We start from the raw sequence: 17,558 nt of genomic DNA, 5'->3' as shown, positions 1-17,558 counted from the left end.
AATGCGTGAAGGACACAGAGTATCTTAAGGTCAAGGACACAAGGGTTCTGTCCAATGAATGGGGCACGCTGACCCAGTTCAAGGTCGATTATCGCCGCAAGGATGGAAGATGGCAGGAGCAGATCCGTGAAGCCTATGATCGGGGCCACGGCGTGGCGTGTCTTCTGCACGATCCCGATACGGACTGCGTGCTGCTAACGAGACAATTCCGTCTGCCGGTTTGGTTGGGCGGCGAAGATCCGTTTTTGATCGAAGCACCCGCTGGGTTGCTTGAAGGAGCCCAGCCGGAAGAACGCATGCGCCTGGAGCTGATCGAAGAGACCGGATTTGAGGTTTCCGAACTCAATCATCTTTTCGATGCTTATATGAGCCCAGGGTCCGTCACCGAGTATCTGGCATTTTTCACTGGCACTTACCATTTGAAGAACAAGGTGGCCGCCGGTGGAGGCGCTGAAGACGAAGGAGAGGACATCGAGGTCGTTCATGTTCCCTTGCCTGACGCGCTAGGCATGGTGCGGTCGGGTGAGATCAGGGATGCGAAGACAATTATTTTGCTGCAGGAACTGGCACTTCGACAGTTTTCTGTGAGCAAAGATTGAGCTGGGGATTGCGTCGATAACACTGTTACATCTCTTAAATTGACGGCTCCTTTCAGGCAAGTAAGCTGCCAAATGTAAATCGAGGATCAGGGCCAATGGCAAAACCAGCACGGAATGACCGGCGATTGAAGCTGCGCTTGGCCACCGTCGTTGGGCTTGGATTTGGAGCATTTGTCGCGATCGCCATCGGCCTCGTCCTTGGTCTCTCCGTTGCCGCCAATTTCAAGAACACGTTTTCACTTTTGAACGACAAGGCGATTTTGAGCACGCAAGCGCTCGAACAACAATTGCGCACGCATTTTGGCTCGGTTCAAAGCGCGGTTGTCGGGCTGAAACCCTATTTCGACGACGGTACTCTGGGGTTTGAGAACCCGGAACGCACGCTTGAAGACCTCAAGATAGCACTCGGCTCCAACAACGATATTACGACACTTGCGGTAACAGACCCTTCAGGCAAACGCATGGGGATCTACCGCGCGCCAAATGGAAAAATGTGGCGCATCGAGAGCGATGTTCCACCGCCTGGCATGACTTCAAGGGACTTGCCGAAACTTGACGCCGACAGTCCGCCGAGCTGGGGGCCGCTGGTGGAACACGAAGTTGGGCTATTTGCAAATGTCTCGGTTCCAATCGTGCAGGACGGCGAGGTCAAGGGTCTTCTGACGGCTGCCAGTTCCATGCGAGACCTGACCCACATCGTGGCCTCTCAGGACGAAGGCAGGAACAATACGGTATTCATTCTGGATGGCGACAATCGGGTCATCATGCACTCAGATGCCAGCGGCTTGCAGACCGGCAGCGAAATCAGGACGAAACTGCCCAGTTCGCTCAGAACTGCCGGCGATCCGGTGCTGGCCGGCATGTCTGGCGAGGAAAAGCTTACGGAATTTGAAAAGGCGGCAGACCTTGGTATCGAGGTCTCATTCGTCCAGGTCGGAGACGCCGAATTCATCCTTATGAAGGCCCCGTTATCCGGCTTCAGCCAAAGGCCATTTACAATCGGACAGTATTTTCTGGGAGCCACCGTCTCGCGCGAGGTCGAGCGTTTGGCCGGTTCCATGTTCGTCGGATTTGGAGCACTGGTCATTTCGGTTCTGATTGCTTTCTGGATTGGACGCAGGGTTGCGCGACCTTTGCGGACACTGGCCGTTCAGTCGGAGCGTGTCGGAACGCTGTCCTTGAACGAAGTCGAACCGCTTCCGCGGAGCCGGGTCGCCGAATTGGACCAGGTTGCCCTTGCCTTCAACGCCATGGTTGAAGGCCTTAAGGCAATGAACACCTATGTCCCGCGTTCGTTGTTTATCAAACTGATGCGCCTTGGAGGCGGCGAAGCTGCCGAGGCAAGAGAAGCAGAACTCACGATCCTGTTCACCGATATCGTCGGCTTCACTGCGCTTTCCGAGCATCTGAGCGCTGAGGAAACAGCAGGCCTTCTGAACGATCATTTCGCCATTCTTGTGGAGGCGGTTGAAGGTGAGGGGGGAACGGTCGACAAGTTTCTCGGTGACGGCATGCTGGCATTTTGGGGCGCACCCGATGCACGTCATGATCACGCCGAAGCTGCCGTCAGAACGGCCCGCCGGATTGCGTCGGCGTTGCGCGAGGCCAATGCCAGGGCCAAGGCGAATGGAAAGCCGGAGATGTGTCTGCGGATAGGTATCCACACAGGGCAGGCCGTTGTCGGCAACGTGGGTGCCCTTGATCGGTGGAACTATACTGTTGTCGGGGACACCGTGAATGCAGCCGAACGTCTGCAGACCCTTGGTAAGGAGGTTCCAGGACATCCGGACGTTACAATTCTGGCGAGCGCGGATACGATTGCCAGGCTTCCGGAAGAAGAAAACCAGCGGGCTGTGGGGGAGCACCACCTGCGCGGACGCAGCGGTCTTATGGAAGTTTATTGGCTCGATCCGTTCCCGGTTGGCACGGTTCAAGCCAAAAACCTTCCCGTCAGTGCGGCAGAATAAGCCCTGTTTCCGGCCTCTCGGCAGGCCAAGATCATGAACCGCAATATAAAAATTTGAGAATGTGACGAACGTCACAGTCGATTATCACTGAATTCTGCATTGCTATCGACCGGCGAATTTGGTTGTCTTTCTATTGCAATAAGGGCTTAGTAAGCCTCTCGCAGACAATCCTTGCCGGGGAGGAAAAGCGCAGTGAATGTTCTCTCGATTGAGGGACTGACGGTAGACTTTAATACAGCAGAAGGCCGCGTGCGTGCTGTCGATGATGTGTCGTTTGTCGTTCCCGAAAACCGGACTGTCGCGCTGGTAGGGGAATCGGGGTCCGGCAAGACCGTTATTTCGCAGACGATTATGGGGCTGTTGCCTCAGGCAGCTGAGATCTCGTCCGGCAATGTAATCCTTGCAGATCCAACAGGCGAAGAACCGCCGGTGGACATCGCGGCGCTGGAGCGCAAGGGGCCGCAAATGCGGCATCTGCGCGGAAACCGCGTCGCGATCATTTTTCAAGAACCCATGACATCACTGTCGCCGCTCCACACGATCGGCGACCAGATCGGCGAAGCCGCCCTGTTGCACAGGAATGTATCCAGGGCCGAGGCGAGCGAACTGACCAAGACCATGCTTAGTCTTGTCAAGTTTCCCGATCCTGAGAGAGCGCTTGAAACCTATCCCTTTGAATTGTCCGGAGGCCTGCGCCAGCGCGCCATGATCGCGATGGCGATGATCTGCCGGCCGGCGCTGTTGATTGCCGATGAGCCGACAACAGCTCTCGATGTCACGATCCAGGCGGAAATTCTGAAGCTGATCCGCGAAGTTCAGTCGGAACTGCGCATGTCCGTTTTGATGATCACTCACGATTTCGGTGTTGTTGCCAACATGGCTGACGAGATCGCGGTGATTTATCATGGCCGGATCATGGAAAAAGGCACTGCACAGCAGCTTTTTTCCGATCCGAAGCACGATTATCTGAAGGCGCTTTTGAACGCGGTTCCAAGCTTTCACATGGACAAGGATGAACGGCTGGTGCCGATCCGGCCCATTGTTTTGAAGTCGGAAGAGCTGACGAGCAACAGGCCCCACTGTGATGTGGCTCCGGGTGAGCCTCTGGTTGAAATGCGGGACGTAACCAAGCAGTTCACGCTGCGCAAGGGATCATTCTTCGGGTCCAAGGCCAAGACCCTGACTGCGCTGGACGATATCAGCCTGACCATTCGCCGTGGCGAATGCCTGGGTCTGGTCGGTGAATCCGGATCAGGCAAAACCACAGCTGCAAAGGCAATCTTGAGGGCCATTGGTATTGAAGGTGGTCAGGTTCTCTATAACCGCGGCAACGGTCTGGAAGACATTGCCAATCTGAGCGGCGCGGAACTCATGGATTACCGTCGCCGGGTGCAATTGATATTCCAGGACCCGTTTTCCTCGCTCAACCCGCGCATGACCATCAACGATACGCTGATGGAGCCCATGGAAGTACATGGTGTCGGCACGCCGAAAGAGCGCGCGGAGCGCGCGCGCAATCTCATGAACCTTGTGGGGCTCGATCCGCGCTTCCTGAGGCGCTATCCGCATTCCTTTTCCGGCGGGCAAAGGCAGCGCATCGGCATTGCCAGAGCGCTGACGCTCAACCCGGAATTCATCTTGTGTGACGAACCGACGTCGGCCCTGGATGTATCTGTCCAGGCGCAGATCCTCAATTTGCTTCAGGACCTGAAGCGGGATCTCAATCTCACTTATCTCTTTGTCAGTCACAACCTTGCCGTTGTCGATTATGTTGCCGACAGGATCGCAGTCATGTGCCGCGGTCGACTGGTTGAAATTGGTGAGACCCGAACAGTGGTTGGCAACCCGCTTCATCCTTATACAAAAGCGCTCTTGTCCGCGGTACCGGAACCGGACCTGTCAGCGCCGCTTGATTTTGCCGCTCTGGATGCGAACAACGCGTCAGAGCCGCAACTTTGGCCGGAACCATTCCGCCTTGTGAACGGTCAGGAGCCGTTGCTGGTGGAAATGGAGCCGGATCACTTTGTCTGCGCACCTGGCCTAAAGAACACCGGGGCGCAAGAGGGGACAGCTGCATAATGCTTGTGAACACCGTAAGGGCCGGTCTGTTTGTGACCGCCGTCATGTTCGCGGGGCCTTTGGCCGCGCTTGAACTGAAGGAAACGCCAGGTCTCGACCCGGCACTTCCACCGGTGGCCGAAAGGCTGCCATCCGAACCGCTGGTCGTGGACCTCCAAGCCAAGGGCCGCACCGTCGGCAAGCATGGCGGTGCCATCGACACGCTCATCGGCCGCGCCAAGGATGTGCGTCTGATCAATGTCTGGGGTTATGCGCGCCTCGTCGGCTATAACGAGAAGTTGGAGCTGCTGCCCGACATTCTTGAAAATGTCGAAGTGGAAGACGGACGCATTTTCACGTTTCACACCCGTGAAGGCCACAAATGGTCAGATGGACATCCTTTCGGAGCTGAAGACTTCCGTTACTATTTCGAGGACATCGTCAGCAACGAAAAACTGACCCCCTCCGGTTTGCCGCCGTTTCTCGTTGTGAACGGCAAAGGTCCGAAATTCGAGGTGGTGGATGAGACCTCTGTTCGGTTTACCTGGGACGACCCCAATCCGCTGTTCCTGCCGGAACTTGCCAAAGCCCGGCCTCCGTTTATCTATCGCCCTGCGCATTATCTGAAACAGTTTCACGAAAAATATGGCGATCCGGACTTCATCACCAAGGAGGCCGCCAAGGTAAAGGCGCGCAGCTGGGCGCCGCTTCACGCCAAAAAAGATGACATGTACAACGCCCGGAATGTCAGGCTTCCGAGCCTTCAGCCCTGGGTGCGCATGCGTGACGACAGCGATTTGCGGTTCATTCTTGAACGCAATCCATACTACCACCGGGTCGACAGCACCGGACAACAATTGCCCTATACCGACAACGTCATCATGACAGTTGCGGACGGCAAGCTTATCCCGGCGAAAACTCAGGCTGGCGAAAGCGATCTTCAGGCCAGAAACCTGAGTTTTTCTGATATCACCGTCCTGAAAAAAGGCGAGAAGCAGAACGGTTACGTGACAGCGCTCTGGTCCAATACCAAGGGTTCTGAAATCTCCATTCTTCCGAACTTCACAGTGAAGGATCCCGAGTGGCGCGCGCTTTTCCGTGACAATCGCTTCCGCCACGCATTGTCGCTCGGCATTGACCGCAATCTGATCAATCGTGTTCTGTTCTTCGGTCTCGGTACACCCGGCAACGACACGATTCTTCCGGCAAGCCCGCTTTATAAGCCCGAATACACGACCAAATGGGCTGAGTATGACCCGGACAAGGCGAACGAACTGCTGGATGAAATCGGTCTGACCAAACGCGATGGAGAAGGCACGCGCCTTCTGCCTGATGGCAGGCCGATCGAAATCATCGTGGAAACAGCAGGCGAAGCCCAGGTGCAGGACGACGCGCTGGAACTGGTGAGCGAGATGTGGGGCGAACTCGGCATCAAACTGTTCGCCAAGCCAAGCCAGCGCGACAACCTGCGCGAACGGGCAATCACCGGCCAGCTGGTAATGTCGGTCTGGTGGGGGCTTGAAAACGGTATTCCAACTTCAGAAATGCCGCCTGAAGACCTGGCGCCGGTTCACGGAGATGTTTTGTCTTGGCATTCCTGGGGCGACTACTACGAAACAAAGGGTGAGGGCGGCGAAAAGCCGGATTGGGCGCCTGCCGAGCGTTTGATGGAACTCTACAATTCCTGGCTCGTTTCCAAGACACCGGAAGAGCGGACCAAAATCTGGGATGAGATGCTCCAGATCCATGCAAACGAGACAATCCGCATTGGACTTGTTTCCGGCGTTCGCCAGCCCGTAGCGATCAAGAATGTGGAGAATGTCCCGCTTGAAGGTATCTATGGCTGGGACCCGGGTGCGCATTTTGGAATTCATCGCATGGATGAGTTCTATCTGACGAACTGAACCCGCACCCGAAAGTGATTTCCGGGGCTCGTACGGAGGAAATATGGCTGACCGGCTGGAGATTACCGCAGAACTTATCGACTATGTTTGCCAGCACGGAACCCGGGAAACCGCATCACTTAAGAAACTTCGCCACCACACTCAAATCCTGCCGGACGCCGAAATGCGCGTCCCGCAGGAGCAGGGCCAGTTGCTGTATTTCCTGATCAAGGCCATGTCTGCCAAAAGGGTTATGGAGCTCGGTGTGTTCACCGGCTACAGCACGCTTTGGATGGCCTCCGCTCTGCCTGATGATGGCCGTGTTGTCGCCATCGACAAGCGCAACAATTGGCAGGAGTTGGCTGAAACCCATTGGCAGGAAGCTGGAGTCCGCCACAAGATCGATTTTCGGATCGGACGAGCGCAAGGGGTTATGCAGGACATGCTCGAGGAAGGTGAGGGAAGTTCATTCGATCTGATTTTCGTAGACGCCGACAAGAAGAGTTACACCGCCTATTACGAGCTTGCCTTGAAACTGCTCAGAACCGGCGGGATGATGGTGTTTGACAATATGCTTCGTCTCGGTGACGTCATCGATCCGGAAATCAAGGACCCGGCTGTAGATGAAATTCGCGCCTTGAATGCACGTTTGCGGGACGACGAACGGGTGGTGATTTCAATGTTGCCGTTTTCAGACGGCCTGACGCTTGCGCTGAAGGCGGGCTGATGCTGGAGTAAAATTCATGTTGTCACTGGTGCAGTGACAGCTCGTATTCAGACGCAGTTGGGGCTTAGGGGGAATAAGTGCTCTACTACATAATACGTCGGATATTGATGATGATCCCGACTTTGCTGGTGATCAGCTTTCTGACGTTTCTCATCATCGAGCTTCCGACTGGAGACTATATTTCCAACCAGATTGCAGCTCTGAAGGCTTCAGGGGAAAGTTCATCTGTTGCCAAGCTGGAGTTCCTGCGCAAGGAGTTTTCGCTCGATCGGCCATTTTTCGAAAGATACCTGATCTGGGTCGGTCTATGGCCAGGACCCCATGGGCTTGATGGTCTGATCCAAGGCAACTGGGGATGGTCTTTCGAGTTTGACAAGCCGGTCGATCAGGTAATCGGCCCGACATTGCCGCTCACGGTGGTCCTGAATTTCGCGACGATCCTTTTTGTCTATGTGGTTTCATTTCCGATCGGCATCTATTCCGCAACCAGGCAGTATTCATGGGGCGATTACGGCATCACCTTTGTCGGCTATATCGGATTGGCCACACCGAATTTCCTGCTTGCGTTGATCCTTCTATATTTTTTCAATCGCTGGTTCGGTCTTTCCGTGGGCGGGCTAATGGCGCCAGAGTATATCGATCAGCCTTGGAGTTTTGATAAGGCGATGTCGGTGTTGGCGCACTTGATTGTGCCGACGATCGTGATTGGAACTTCTGGAACGGCGGCCATGATCCGCCGTCTGCGAGCCAACCTGCTGGATGAGCTCCACAAGCAATATGTCACCACCGGCAGGGCAAAGGGGCTGAAGGAAAATCAGCTTCTGGTAAAATATCCGCTTCGAATGGCGATCAACCCGTTCATTGCCGATATCGGCAACTTGATCCCGTCGATGGTGTCGGGCTCGGTGATTGTGTCCGTGGTGATGAGCCTTCCAACGGTTGGGCCTGTTCTGGTCTCGGCACTTCAGTCTCAAGATCAGTTTCTGTCCGGATTCATTCTGCTCTTCGTCGCCGTCCTGACATTAATCGGCATGCTGATATCCGACCTGCTGCTTGCGGTGCTTGATCCTCGTATTCGTCTCGGCGGGAGGGCTTCGTCATGACCACGGATACCAACAACGGCGCGCCCGTCCGTGAAGTGGAACACTATGTAGATCCCACGCCGTTCAACCCTACCGTTGCCGAGGAGATGACGCCTGAGCAGGAGCGTTACTACCAGGCTTCCCAGTGGAAGATCATGTGGTGGAAATTCAAGCGCCACAAGGTTGCGGTCTGGTCGGGTGTCATCCTGATCCTGTTTTACCTGACGGTGCCTTTTGCCGAACTGATTGCACCTTATGATGCAAATACGCGCGACAGCTTGCATCTTTATGCACCTCCCCAACCGATCCATCTCTTCCATGACGGCTCTTTTGTCGGGCCCTTCGTCTACGGCATGACATCGGAAATCGACATGGAGACCCTGCAATGGGTGTTCAAGGACGACACGTCGCAAGTCCAGAAACTGAGGTTCTTCTGCAGCGGTGACGACTACGAATTCTGGGGCCTGTTCGACGCGTCTTTCCACTTGGTCTGTCCGGCTGAAGGCGGCACGATGTTCCTGCTGGGGACGGACCGTCTGGGCCGCGATCAGTTCTCCGGTCTTGTCTACGGTGCCCGCCTGTCTCTGACGGTCGGTCTAATAGGCGTTACCATTTCAATCGTCCTTGGTCTCTTCTTCGGTGGCATAGCCGGCTATTTTGGCGGTCTGGCCGACAGCGTGATCCAGCGTGCTATCGAGATCATCCGGTCCTTGCCGGAGTTGCCGCTTTGGATGGCGCTTTCCGCAGCGCTACCGGTTACCTGGAGCCCGGTCTGGATCTATTTCGGCCTCACGATCATTTTGGGGCTTCTGGATTGGCCCGGGCTTGCCAGAGCCGTGCGATCGAAGCTTCTGTCTCTGCGTGAGGAAGAATATGCCAAGGCTGCGGTATTGATGGGCGCCAAACCGAAACGGGTTATCACCCGGCACCTGTTGCCCGGTTTCACCAGCCACATCATCGCATCTGCTTCGCTGTCGATCCCATCGATGATTCTGGGGGAAACAGCGCTGTCATTCCTCAACCTGGGCCTCAGGCGTCCGGCGATTTCCTGGGGGGTCCTGCTGAACGAAGCACAGAACATTTCGGTAGTGACAGTTTATCCCTGGCTTATGGCTCCGGTAATCCCCATCATCATTGTGGTGCTGGCGTTCAATTTCCTTGGCGATGGTTTGCGCGACGCGGCAGATCCCTATAAGTGATGCAGCACAATTTTGAAAAGACATGGCGGGCCGTTCTGGCCCGTCTTTAGTGTTAGGAAGCGATCCATGTCGAAAAATGCCACAACTGCCGAAGGTTGGGATGAAGAATATGAAGCAGGCCGTTGGGCCTTCTTGCGTTCACTGCCGGAAAGCGGACGCTACGGCATTATCGGCATGTGGCTCAGCCTGACCGGATCCATGGACGAGGTGCTCGACATTGGTTGCGGTGAAGGCCTGCTCTACGAACGCCTGCAGCCCATGGGCATCAAGCGCTATGTGGGCATGGATCTTTCTCCTGCTTCGCTGGAAATCGCCAATGTCGATGCGGCTATCGCCAGTTTGCGTGCCAGTGACATGCACACATTTGAGCCACAGGATGGCGAAACCTTTTCCGCCATCGTTTTCAATGAAGTGCTGCACTTTGCGGACGATCCAGCAGCGCTTGTTGCCCGCTATGTGCCGTTCCTGAAAAAGGACGGGGTCATCGCGCTTTCCATGTATTCGCCGAATCGGCCGGAATCAGGCGCGAACAAGCTGATCAACCGGCTCTGGGAAGCGACGGACAATGAGGCGAACTGGGAAGTTCTGGATGACTATCGTCTTGTCTCGGACAAGAAGGGTGTGACCTGGCGCATGCGCCTTGTGAAGCCGTTGAGTTGAGTTTGATGCTGGCTGCTTTTTTGTCGCTGCCCAACAAAGTCGGATGTAATGCCCAGATGGCTTAATAGCCGGAAATCGCCGAAGGCGTAGCAAAGGCCGACGGAGACAACCAGCCCTGAAATCAGGGCTGGCTCAAACATCAACCCGGCAGCACGACAATGGTCGATTTACCGCCCTTGTTGCGCAGTGCATGGATCTCGGCGAGGTCCGGATCCGCGTGCCATGCCTGAGCTGCCTTCGTATCCGGAAACGAGAGCAGTGCAGTGATATTCGGAGCGTCTATGGCAGCTTCCAGCACCAACGGCTCTGGATCAGCGGCAACCACGCTTCCCCCATGTTTGGCGAGCGCATCGGCAGCCTTCTTACGGTAAGCGCCGAGTGTTTCCTTGTCGGTGACGGTTATCATGGCAAGAGCCTGTATAGTCATCTCAAAACTCCTTTTGAAGAGATGGCGCAACACTGCATCAAGTTTCCATGCGAAAAAATATTCAAATTTGGAATGCTAGTGTGCAAAAATGCACGGCATGGACAACTGGGATGATTTGAAGTTTGTGCTCGCCATTGCAAACGCTGGCAATGTGACCAAGGCGGCAAGGGCACTCGGGGTAACTCACTCCACCGTGTCTCGCAGATTGTCGGCGCTGGAAGACCGCCTCGGGACGAGGCTGTTCGACCGACTGCCTGATGGGCTTAAGCCAACCGTCGCGGGTGAGGAAGCTGTGTCGGCGGCGCGGCGTGTTGAGACAGAAGTGTTCGCGCTCGACACAAGGATCACCGCACAGGACACGGATCTCGAAGGCCCTCTTCGCGTCACTGCCGCACAACTGCTTTTCCAGATTCAGGTCGCGGAGATCATGCAAAAGTTTTCAGAGCGGCATCCCCGCATTGAGCTTGAGATGATCGCGGCCAATGAAAAACTCAGCCTGCATCGGCGCGAAGCGGATGTTGCAATTCGCGTGACCAACAATCCAGATGAAAGTCTATTCGGCAGGCAGGCGACAGGGCAAAACCGGACGTTCTATATGTCCAAGGAATTTGCGCGGCGCAATCGAGAGGCCATGGACGTTAGCCATGACAATGCGGATTTGCCATGTGTTGTCTTTAAATGGTGGGGCCGAGGCGTTCCGAAAGAGATGCGGGCGCGCTACCCCAAAGCCTATGTCAGTCTGGTGTCGGATGACATGATAGCCATGCTGGCAGCTGTTAGAGCTGGAATGGGCATTGGGAGGTTGCCATGCTTCTTGGGCGATCCCGACCCTGAACTGGTCAGGGTGCCCGGCCTGGAGCCGAGCCGATATCTCGATATCTGGGTCCTGACCCATCCCGACCTAAAAAACGTCACCAGAATTCGGACATTTCTGCGGTTCGCAGCCGATGCATTCAAGGCAAGCAGCGATCTTTATCTGGGGCGAACCTGACCCATCAGATCCAGCGCCGGACCTGGGCTTTGTAGGCAAGGTAATCCTTTCCGAATTTGCGCTTGAGGTGATCTTCCTCAGGCTTGATTTGAAATTCTGTCAGATACCAGATGAAGAGAGGGACGACAGCAGCAACGGTCAACGTTCCGTAGTAGGCCGCCAGCGACAAAAGAAGCAGGACATCGGCGACATACATCGGGTTTCGGCTGAAGCGATAGAGCCCGGTCGTCACCAGGACATTGACCTTGTCCGGCGTTGTTGGATTGAAGGTTGTCTTTGCCATTATGAAACGAAAAAGAGCGTGAAATCCGATTGCAAGACCGGATGCCAGCAGCACGATCGCGAGTGATATCTGACCAGGAAACGCCAGGCTAAAGCTTGGTAGCTGACGGTCACCTAAATAAAGCAGGCCGAGGCCAATCAACACGACGACCGGTGGTGGCACCTTCAGATGCATGATGCCGTCACCGATCAAGTTCGATAGGTTGGCCATGAGGCGTCGCCCGAGCGGCTTGGTCCCAGGCTTCCTTTAGGTGGAAAAGCTGGTCCGCTGCGACCACGCCTTTTTTGGCCAACAGTTTCTCAAATGCATTCAGCCAATGATCGTAGTACCCCTTTGTATCGCCTGAGCCGTCACCATCACCTGCAAGTTCAGCGCCGAGTGTGTCTGCCCACTCGCTCCACGAGAAGACGCCTGCTTCGTGGGCCTGGAGCGTCATGGCAAAGACACGCGCTTCCCAGGGAGCTGAAAAGACCGGACCCCCATCTTCGTCAAGAGGAAGGTGCGGTGTTGAACTCTTATGATCAGGCTGGGACAAGGTATGGCTCCCAAAGGTCAATACGAAGCGTCAGCGTTGGATCGCTGTCTTCGCCCCAGATATCCGGCCCGCGAAAGACCACACCGTAGAGCCAGCAAGGCTGTTCGCCATTCCCGTGTGCATTTGCATCCGGAAAAACATGAACACCATGGATGGCCTCGATTGTTCCAATGGCATCGCGTGCATATCTGGGCAGTCGAGTGTGATGCTCAGGGTGCATTCTTTTGGTTCGCACCAAGTCTCCAACCTTGAACCGGGCAACTTCCGACTGAGGACGGTCGACAGCTGCGCCTTTCGCCAGCGTTGCGGCAACGTCGGCTGCCGTGAGCACTCTTTTGACCGGTTGGACAACGGCTTTCTGGCGGCCTTCCTTCAGCTCGTCTTCTGTAACGAGGCCGTATTTGACTACCAGTCGCTCAAGTCCCCTGGCCCAGATTTCGTAGTAGCTGGACGAAAGATAGATGTCAGGTGGAAGAGACTCGCGTGAGAAACGGGAAGCATCGAGCGTCCATGTTCCAGTCGCGCCCATGGCAAGCGTCACCGCAAAAGCCCGCTTTTCCCAATCGGCATGAAAGTTGGGTTCGTTTTCTTCCAACTCTATGGGGCCGAACCCCATCTGGCCGCCAAGGTCGTGTGCACCGTTCATGCGCTTTCCTTCGCCTGCTGTGGAGATGCTGCAAGCCCGGTGCCGATCATGCTGTCGCGGGTGACCAGCTCCGCCAGTCGTTCCGCACTCCAGCCATCTGTACCCGCTGGGCGCTCGGGGATGACCAGATAGCGGACCTCAGCTGTGGAATCCCAGACCTTAATTTCCTTGACCGCTGGCAACGTGATGCCGAATTCCGCCAGCACACCGCGTGGATCACGCACTGCGCGGGAACGATAAGGCGCGGATTTGTACCAGACAGGCGGCAGTCCGAGCACCGTCCATGGATAACAGGAGCAAAGTGTGCAAACGACCATGTTGTGTGTGTCGGGAGTATTCTCAACCGCCACCATGTGCTCGCCCTGACGGCCGGTAAAGCCGAGCTCGGCGATGGCCGACGTCGCATCCTTCAAGAGCCGGCTTCTATAGTCCGGGTCGGTCCAGACCTTTGCAACCACTTGTGCTCCGTTTTTAGGACCGATCTTGGTCTCATAAGTCTCGATAAGCTCATCCAGGGCAGGCGGATCGACATAACCCTTTTCCGTCAAGAGCGTTTCCAGCGCTCGAACGCGGAGTTCGATGTCGCTCAATTCTGAATGGTCGTGATCGTGGTCGTGACCGGACATGGAATTCTCCTGATTTGTGGCCGGCCTCATTTGAGGTTGGGCCACCCTGACTGTCAATCGTGGACCGAGCTCTGCTCTTGCTGACGCGAGGGTCGACGGCCTTGGAACATCGACAATTTGCGGGATATTGCGTCGCGTGCCTCTCGTAAGTCCTGTAAGTCATTGATCATATAATCATATGTCCAGAGATCCATGACGTTTGCCACGACGGTGCGAACTCCCCTGGGGGAATCTCTGCCAAGCCATTTTGATTATTTCCCTCCAGAGGTCAAAATGGCATGCATTCGACGGAACTTTGGAGACGTTTCTTGAAAATCGGGCTGGGCGGTGGGTGCCACTGGTGCACCGAAGCCGTCTTTCAGGCAATTGCTGGCATTTCGAAGGTGGAGCAGGGGTTTATCCGCTCTGATCCTCCAGAGGACGCCTGGTCGGAGGCAGTCATCGTGACCTTCGATCCTGAATTGTTGCCTATGGATGTCTTGATCGAAATCCATTTGCGCACCCATTCAAGCACCTCCCGCCACAAGATGCGGGGTAAATACCGCAGCGCCGTCTACGTGTATGATGCAGGAACAGGCGTGAAAGTCGGCCGAATCCTGCGTAAGCTTCAACGTGATTTCGATGAACCCTTGATCACCAATGTCATGACACTCGCCGGTTTCAAGACGTCCGATGAACGTTTTCAGAGCTATTATGAGAAGGATCCCGAGCGTCCTTTTTGCAAGACGTACATTGATCCGAAACTTGCATTCCTCAGAAAGGAATTCTCGAAGGTGTTGAGGGAACAGCGCGTCGAAGCTGCCCAATAGGAATGACAAGTCTTGTGGTTTGAGCTTCAGTCAAACAGGCTTTTCACGCCCGGCCAATCCGCACCTTCATGGTGGGCGGCAATGGCCAGAAACTCTTCCAGAAACTCAAAGCATCCCTCGTCATGCGCCAAATGATGCGTCAGCAGGCCGATCGGTTCGCTACCAGTGTTGCGGCGGCGCGTGAGCTGCAGGTCAAAGCGTAACCGAGCACTTTCCCAGCCGATGAAGCGAACCTGTTTTTTCCACTTGATAATGTCGATATGTGACTGAACCTGATGGTCGCGCGGGAAATTGTGCCAAGTGAAGGTGGAAAGACCCGCAAGTCCCATACCAGGCAATCGGCGTGAAATTTCAGGCGCGATCCGGTTCCAGGGAGGCACCATAGCCTTGATGAATTTGGCGGCGAACAACGTCTCGAGCCGCGCTTTGCCGTTGGAAAGCTGCGCCATCAACTCATCCGGGTCGCGCCGGGTTCCAAGCTCCGCAGCCTTTTCGCGCAGATCCTTGCGTTGAAAGTTCTTGTGCTGCCAGCCATGTTGCAGCACCCATGCATGCGGCTCGTTTTGAAGCCGAGCTGCAAGGTCTTCAGTCGCGTTCTTCGGAATAACGGCAAGCGCAACATCGACCTTGTGGCGATTGCAAAGAGCGAGCATCTGCTCAAGTTCTGGCGTCGGTTCTACTGCGTCATCGTCCCGCCACCAGAACCTTACTTTGCGCCCACGTTCTGCAAACCAGTCGAGATGAGCCGTCAGTTCGTCTTTGAAGCGTTGCAGGTCCGTTGTCATGCGGCGCGCTCTTTAAGGTCGGTGAGGAGAATTTCGGCGCTTTTGTCAGCACCGCCGAGCAGAACCGCATGATGACTGCGGGGAAGTGCCAGAGCATCATCCGCTGCCACGGCAAGCCGTTCAGGTGTCAAACCCACTTCGGGTGTAACAATTGCCCTTCCATGTCGTGCCAATGCTTCCGCGCGTTGTGTTTGCTCCGTCTCGTTTTGCTGGGCAAACGGCGCAAATACTGCGGCGACGCCTGCAGTCAGTACATCAAGCACCGTGTTGTAGCCAGCCTGGCTGACGGAGAGCCGGGCGCGTTTCAAGAGGTCGGGAAAGTCACGGCGGGCCCGTTCAACACTGACACCGGTCGACGCGCGTTTCTGGTAGGCAAGAAAGGTGTCATCCGGCACGTCGTGACCCACTAGAACCCGCCAATGGGTGTCTCCGGCACGTCGGGAAAGTGGGCGGGCATCCAGGGCAGCTGTCAGCAGGTTTTCAGCGACCGCACCGCCACCGCAGGAAACGATGACTTCGTCTTCGCCATCAAACCCGCCATAGGCGGTGAGGGCATTCCCTTCGACATAACCGGTATAGCGGATCAGATGTTCTATCCGATCCGCAAATGGAAAGCTGTCGGCAAGTTGGACAAAATCCGGGTCGGAATGGACCAGCACTCGATGATAATTGTTCAGTGCCTGATCAGCCATCCACTCCTCTTTCCACAGTTCCTTCTTGCGAACCAGAATATCGCGAATGGATGTTGCAATAACAGGAGGGCTGGACCGTGCCTTCGCAGCACCGAGGAGGGGGCTCAGTTCAAAGTCCAGTTGGCGCCGCCCAAATGGATAGGTCTCTGTCAAAAGCAGATCGAAGTCTTCCTGCTCGAACGCTTGAATCGATGCTTTAACGCGCGCTGATTTCCATTCATCGTCAATATCTTCATCGTCTAAAGTAACAAGCCGCTTGAACGCGGCATCGGGGCTTTTACAGGCGGGAAGTTCAACGATGTGAAGCGGGCCGGTGTCCAGGGTCGGGGGGATCTTGTTGCCGCTGACCAGTGTCACATCAACACCTGCGGAGGCCAGCGCCTTGCCAATTGCAGCTGCCCGGACCACATGGCCTGTTCCCAATAGATGTTGCACGTGAATGAAGGCCTTGCGGGTCATATTCCTTGATCTTTCTGGGTCCGCTTATGGTTTTCGACGGCCTTGCGGGCAAACAAGTCCAACCGGGCAGCCCCGGCTTCCAGTGAATGGTTGGCGGAAATATATGCGCTGGCTGCCATACCCAATCGATCGGCAATGCCTGGGTTTTTGATGATGTTTTCCAGATGTGCGGCAAAGGCCTCAACATCGCCTTCCTGCGAAAGCAATCCGGTTTCGCCTTGCCGGACGATATCGGGAACTCCAAACGTATTACCGGCGACAACGCCGGTACCAGCCGCTTGTGCTTCCATCAACACCAGTCCGAATGCTTCGCGGATTGCAGGCCAGACGACAAGATCGTGTTGAGCATATTGCGCCGGTAATTCCTTCGCCCCGAGAGCGCCGAGATAGGTGATCCTGTCTGCCGGGAAGAGGTCAACCACCTGGGAGCGGACAGGCCCGTCACCGATCAGGGTCAGATGCCATGGAAGCTGCATAAGGCGGTCAAGGGCTCCGGCAAGAACCTGATAGGAACGAAACTTGTCACCTTCACGCATCATTCCGACAGCAAGAAGCTTCAAGGGCGCAGCTGCGGGAGGTTTGGCTGTTGATGCCGCCTGTTGATAAGGCTCTGCATCCAGAAAAGGCAAAAGAACTTCAAGACGGTCTGCTGGGACGACCTCTCGCAGGCACTCAGCATCAGCATTGTGAATGGCGGCAACGGCGTCGGCCTGTCGCAGTGCCGTATCGGCTGCAGCAAAGCCGAATGCCCAATTGCCTGTTTTGCGTTTCGGTGCGCGACTTGCCTCGATGATGGCGTAAGGCAGATCAAACCGTTCGGCGAGGGCGGGCCCAATCCAGTCGGGAGCCTTGTGATAAAGATGATACGTCAGGAACAGGTCTGGTTTGCTCCCATCGTATTTCCAGGTGTTGGCAATACGGCTGACTTCCTTAAGAGCTTCGGCCTTCACCTTTGACTGAAGCTCGTCGCTGCCATCCTTGCGCCAGGACCGGAATGTACTTGCAACCTCAATCTCATGCCCTGCTGCCCGGAGGGCTTTTACAATCAGACGTCCCATCGTCCTGTCACCGGATGGGACAGGATGATCAAGGGGTTTCATCGGAGCTGTGAAAGCGATCTTCATGAAAAG

At 55.5% G+C, this 17,558-nt stretch carries 18 protein-coding genes; 10 read left to right on the top strand and 8 right to left on the bottom strand.

What is annotated here, in order from left to right:
* Nucleotides 1-5 precede the first annotated feature (5 nt).
* The 8 genes from Q0835_RS02785 to Q0835_RS02750 all read left to right on the top strand — a co-directional run bounded on the left by Q0835_RS02785 (nt 6) and on the right by Q0835_RS02750 (nt 10,175).
* Nucleotides 6-599, top strand: coding sequence for an NUDIX domain-containing protein (locus tag Q0835_RS02785; RefSeq protein ID WP_298958240.1), 594 nt, complete (start codon nt 6-8; stop codon nt 597-599).
* 95 nt (nt 600-694) lie between these two features.
* Nucleotides 695-2,566, top strand: coding sequence for an adenylate/guanylate cyclase domain-containing protein (locus tag Q0835_RS02780; protein ID WP_298958238.1), 1,872 nt, complete (start codon nt 695-697; stop codon nt 2,564-2,566).
* A gap of 192 nt (nt 2,567-2,758) precedes the next feature.
* Entirely contained in the window at nt 2,759-4,645 is a 1,887-nt protein-coding gene (locus Q0835_RS02775) for an ABC transporter ATP-binding protein (RefSeq protein ID WP_298958236.1), read from the top strand.
* Complete coding sequence (locus Q0835_RS02770; RefSeq protein WP_298958234.1) at nt 4,645-6,528, top strand: ABC transporter substrate-binding protein; 1,884 nt, start codon at nt 4,645-4,647, stop codon at nt 6,526-6,528. Before Q0835_RS02775 ends, Q0835_RS02770 begins: the two co-directional genes overlap by 1 nt.
* A 43-nt stretch (nt 6,529-6,571) precedes the next feature.
* The gene (locus Q0835_RS02765) at nt 6,572-7,234 is read left to right on the top strand and encodes a class I SAM-dependent methyltransferase (protein ID WP_298958232.1); all 663 of its coding nucleotides are present in this window, start codon (nt 6,572-6,574) and stop codon (nt 7,232-7,234) included.
* A 77-nt stretch (nt 7,235-7,311) separates the two neighbouring features.
* On the top strand, nt 7,312-8,337 hold the full coding sequence (locus Q0835_RS02760; protein WP_298816000.1) for an ABC transporter permease: 1,026 nt from the start codon (nt 7,312-7,314) through the stop codon (nt 8,335-8,337).
* A complete protein-coding gene (locus Q0835_RS02755) occupies nt 8,334-9,515 on the top strand; it encodes an ABC transporter permease (RefSeq protein WP_298958230.1) in 1,182 nt (393 codons plus the stop codon). Before Q0835_RS02760 ends, Q0835_RS02755 begins: the two co-directional genes overlap by 4 nt.
* Nucleotides 9,516-9,581: 66 nt before the next feature.
* Nucleotides 9,582-10,175, top strand: a complete 594-nt coding sequence (locus Q0835_RS02750) for a class I SAM-dependent methyltransferase (RefSeq protein ID WP_298958228.1) — start codon at nt 9,582-9,584, stop codon at nt 10,173-10,175.
* 139 nt (nt 10,176-10,314) lie between these two features.
* On the opposite strand, the gene Q0835_RS02745 is transcribed toward Q0835_RS02750, so the two are convergent.
* A complete protein-coding gene (locus tag Q0835_RS02745; RefSeq protein ID WP_298958226.1) occupies nt 10,315-10,602 on the bottom strand; it encodes a DUF1330 domain-containing protein in 288 nt (95 codons plus the stop codon).
* Between the two features lie 88 nt (nt 10,603-10,690).
* On the opposite strand from Q0835_RS02745, the gene Q0835_RS02740 reads away from it, so the two are divergent.
* A complete protein-coding gene (locus Q0835_RS02740) occupies nt 10,691-11,593 on the top strand; it encodes a LysR family transcriptional regulator (protein ID WP_298958224.1) in 903 nt (300 codons plus the stop codon).
* A 4-nt stretch (nt 11,594-11,597) separates the two neighbouring features.
* On the opposite strand, the gene Q0835_RS02735 is transcribed toward Q0835_RS02740, so the two are convergent.
* From Q0835_RS02735 to nthA, 4 genes are read right to left on the bottom strand one after another with little or no spacing between them, the layout of a single operon-like run.
* On the bottom strand, nt 11,598-12,086 hold the full coding sequence (locus Q0835_RS02735) for an isoprenylcysteine carboxylmethyltransferase family protein (RefSeq protein WP_298958223.1): 489 nt from the start codon (nt 12,084-12,086) through the stop codon (nt 11,598-11,600).
* Nucleotides 12,058-12,411: a nitrile hydratase accessory protein gene (locus Q0835_RS02730; RefSeq protein WP_298958222.1), complete on the bottom strand. Its 354-nt coding sequence runs from the start codon at nt 12,409-12,411 to the stop codon at nt 12,058-12,060. The genes Q0835_RS02735 and Q0835_RS02730 overlap by 29 nt, the downstream gene beginning before the upstream one ends.
* Nucleotides 12,398-13,057, bottom strand: a complete 660-nt coding sequence (gene nthB / locus Q0835_RS02725) for a nitrile hydratase subunit beta (protein ID WP_298958221.1) — start codon at nt 13,055-13,057, stop codon at nt 12,398-12,400. The genes Q0835_RS02730 and nthB overlap by 14 nt, the downstream gene beginning before the upstream one ends.
* Entirely contained in the window at nt 13,054-13,683 is a 630-nt protein-coding gene (nthA, locus tag Q0835_RS02720) for a nitrile hydratase subunit alpha (RefSeq protein WP_298958220.1), read from the bottom strand. Before nthA ends, nthB begins: the two co-directional genes overlap by 4 nt.
* A 308-nt stretch (nt 13,684-13,991) precedes the next feature.
* Here nthA and Q0835_RS02715 point away from each other — a divergent pair, with 308 nt between their 5' ends.
* Complete coding sequence (locus Q0835_RS02715; protein WP_298816019.1) at nt 13,992-14,492, top strand: peptide-methionine (S)-S-oxide reductase; 501 nt, start codon at nt 13,992-13,994, stop codon at nt 14,490-14,492.
* A 26-nt stretch (nt 14,493-14,518) separates the two neighbouring features.
* On the opposite strand, the gene Q0835_RS02710 is transcribed toward Q0835_RS02715, so the two are convergent.
* The 3 genes from Q0835_RS02710 to Q0835_RS02700 are packed head-to-tail and all read right to left on the bottom strand — an operon-like array spanning nt 14,519 to nt 17,552.
* Nucleotides 14,519-15,277, bottom strand: a complete 759-nt coding sequence (locus Q0835_RS02710) for a polysaccharide deacetylase family protein (RefSeq protein WP_298958219.1) — start codon at nt 15,275-15,277, stop codon at nt 14,519-14,521.
* Entirely contained in the window at nt 15,274-16,428 is a 1,155-nt protein-coding gene (locus Q0835_RS02705; protein WP_298958218.1) for a glycosyltransferase, read from the bottom strand. Before Q0835_RS02705 ends, Q0835_RS02710 begins: the two co-directional genes overlap by 4 nt.
* On the bottom strand, nt 16,425-17,552 hold the full coding sequence (locus Q0835_RS02700; protein WP_298958217.1) for a glycosyltransferase family 4 protein: 1,128 nt from the start codon (nt 17,550-17,552) through the stop codon (nt 16,425-16,427). The genes Q0835_RS02705 and Q0835_RS02700 overlap by 4 nt, the downstream gene beginning before the upstream one ends.
* Nucleotides 17,553-17,558: the final 6 nt, after the last annotated feature.

The organism is uncultured Roseibium sp. (genome assembly GCF_947499295.1).
Lineage (GTDB): Bacteria > Pseudomonadota > Alphaproteobacteria > Rhizobiales > Stappiaceae > Roseibium.
Note: the sequence above shows the minus strand (reverse complement) of the source record. Positions and strands in the feature narration are given on the sequence as shown.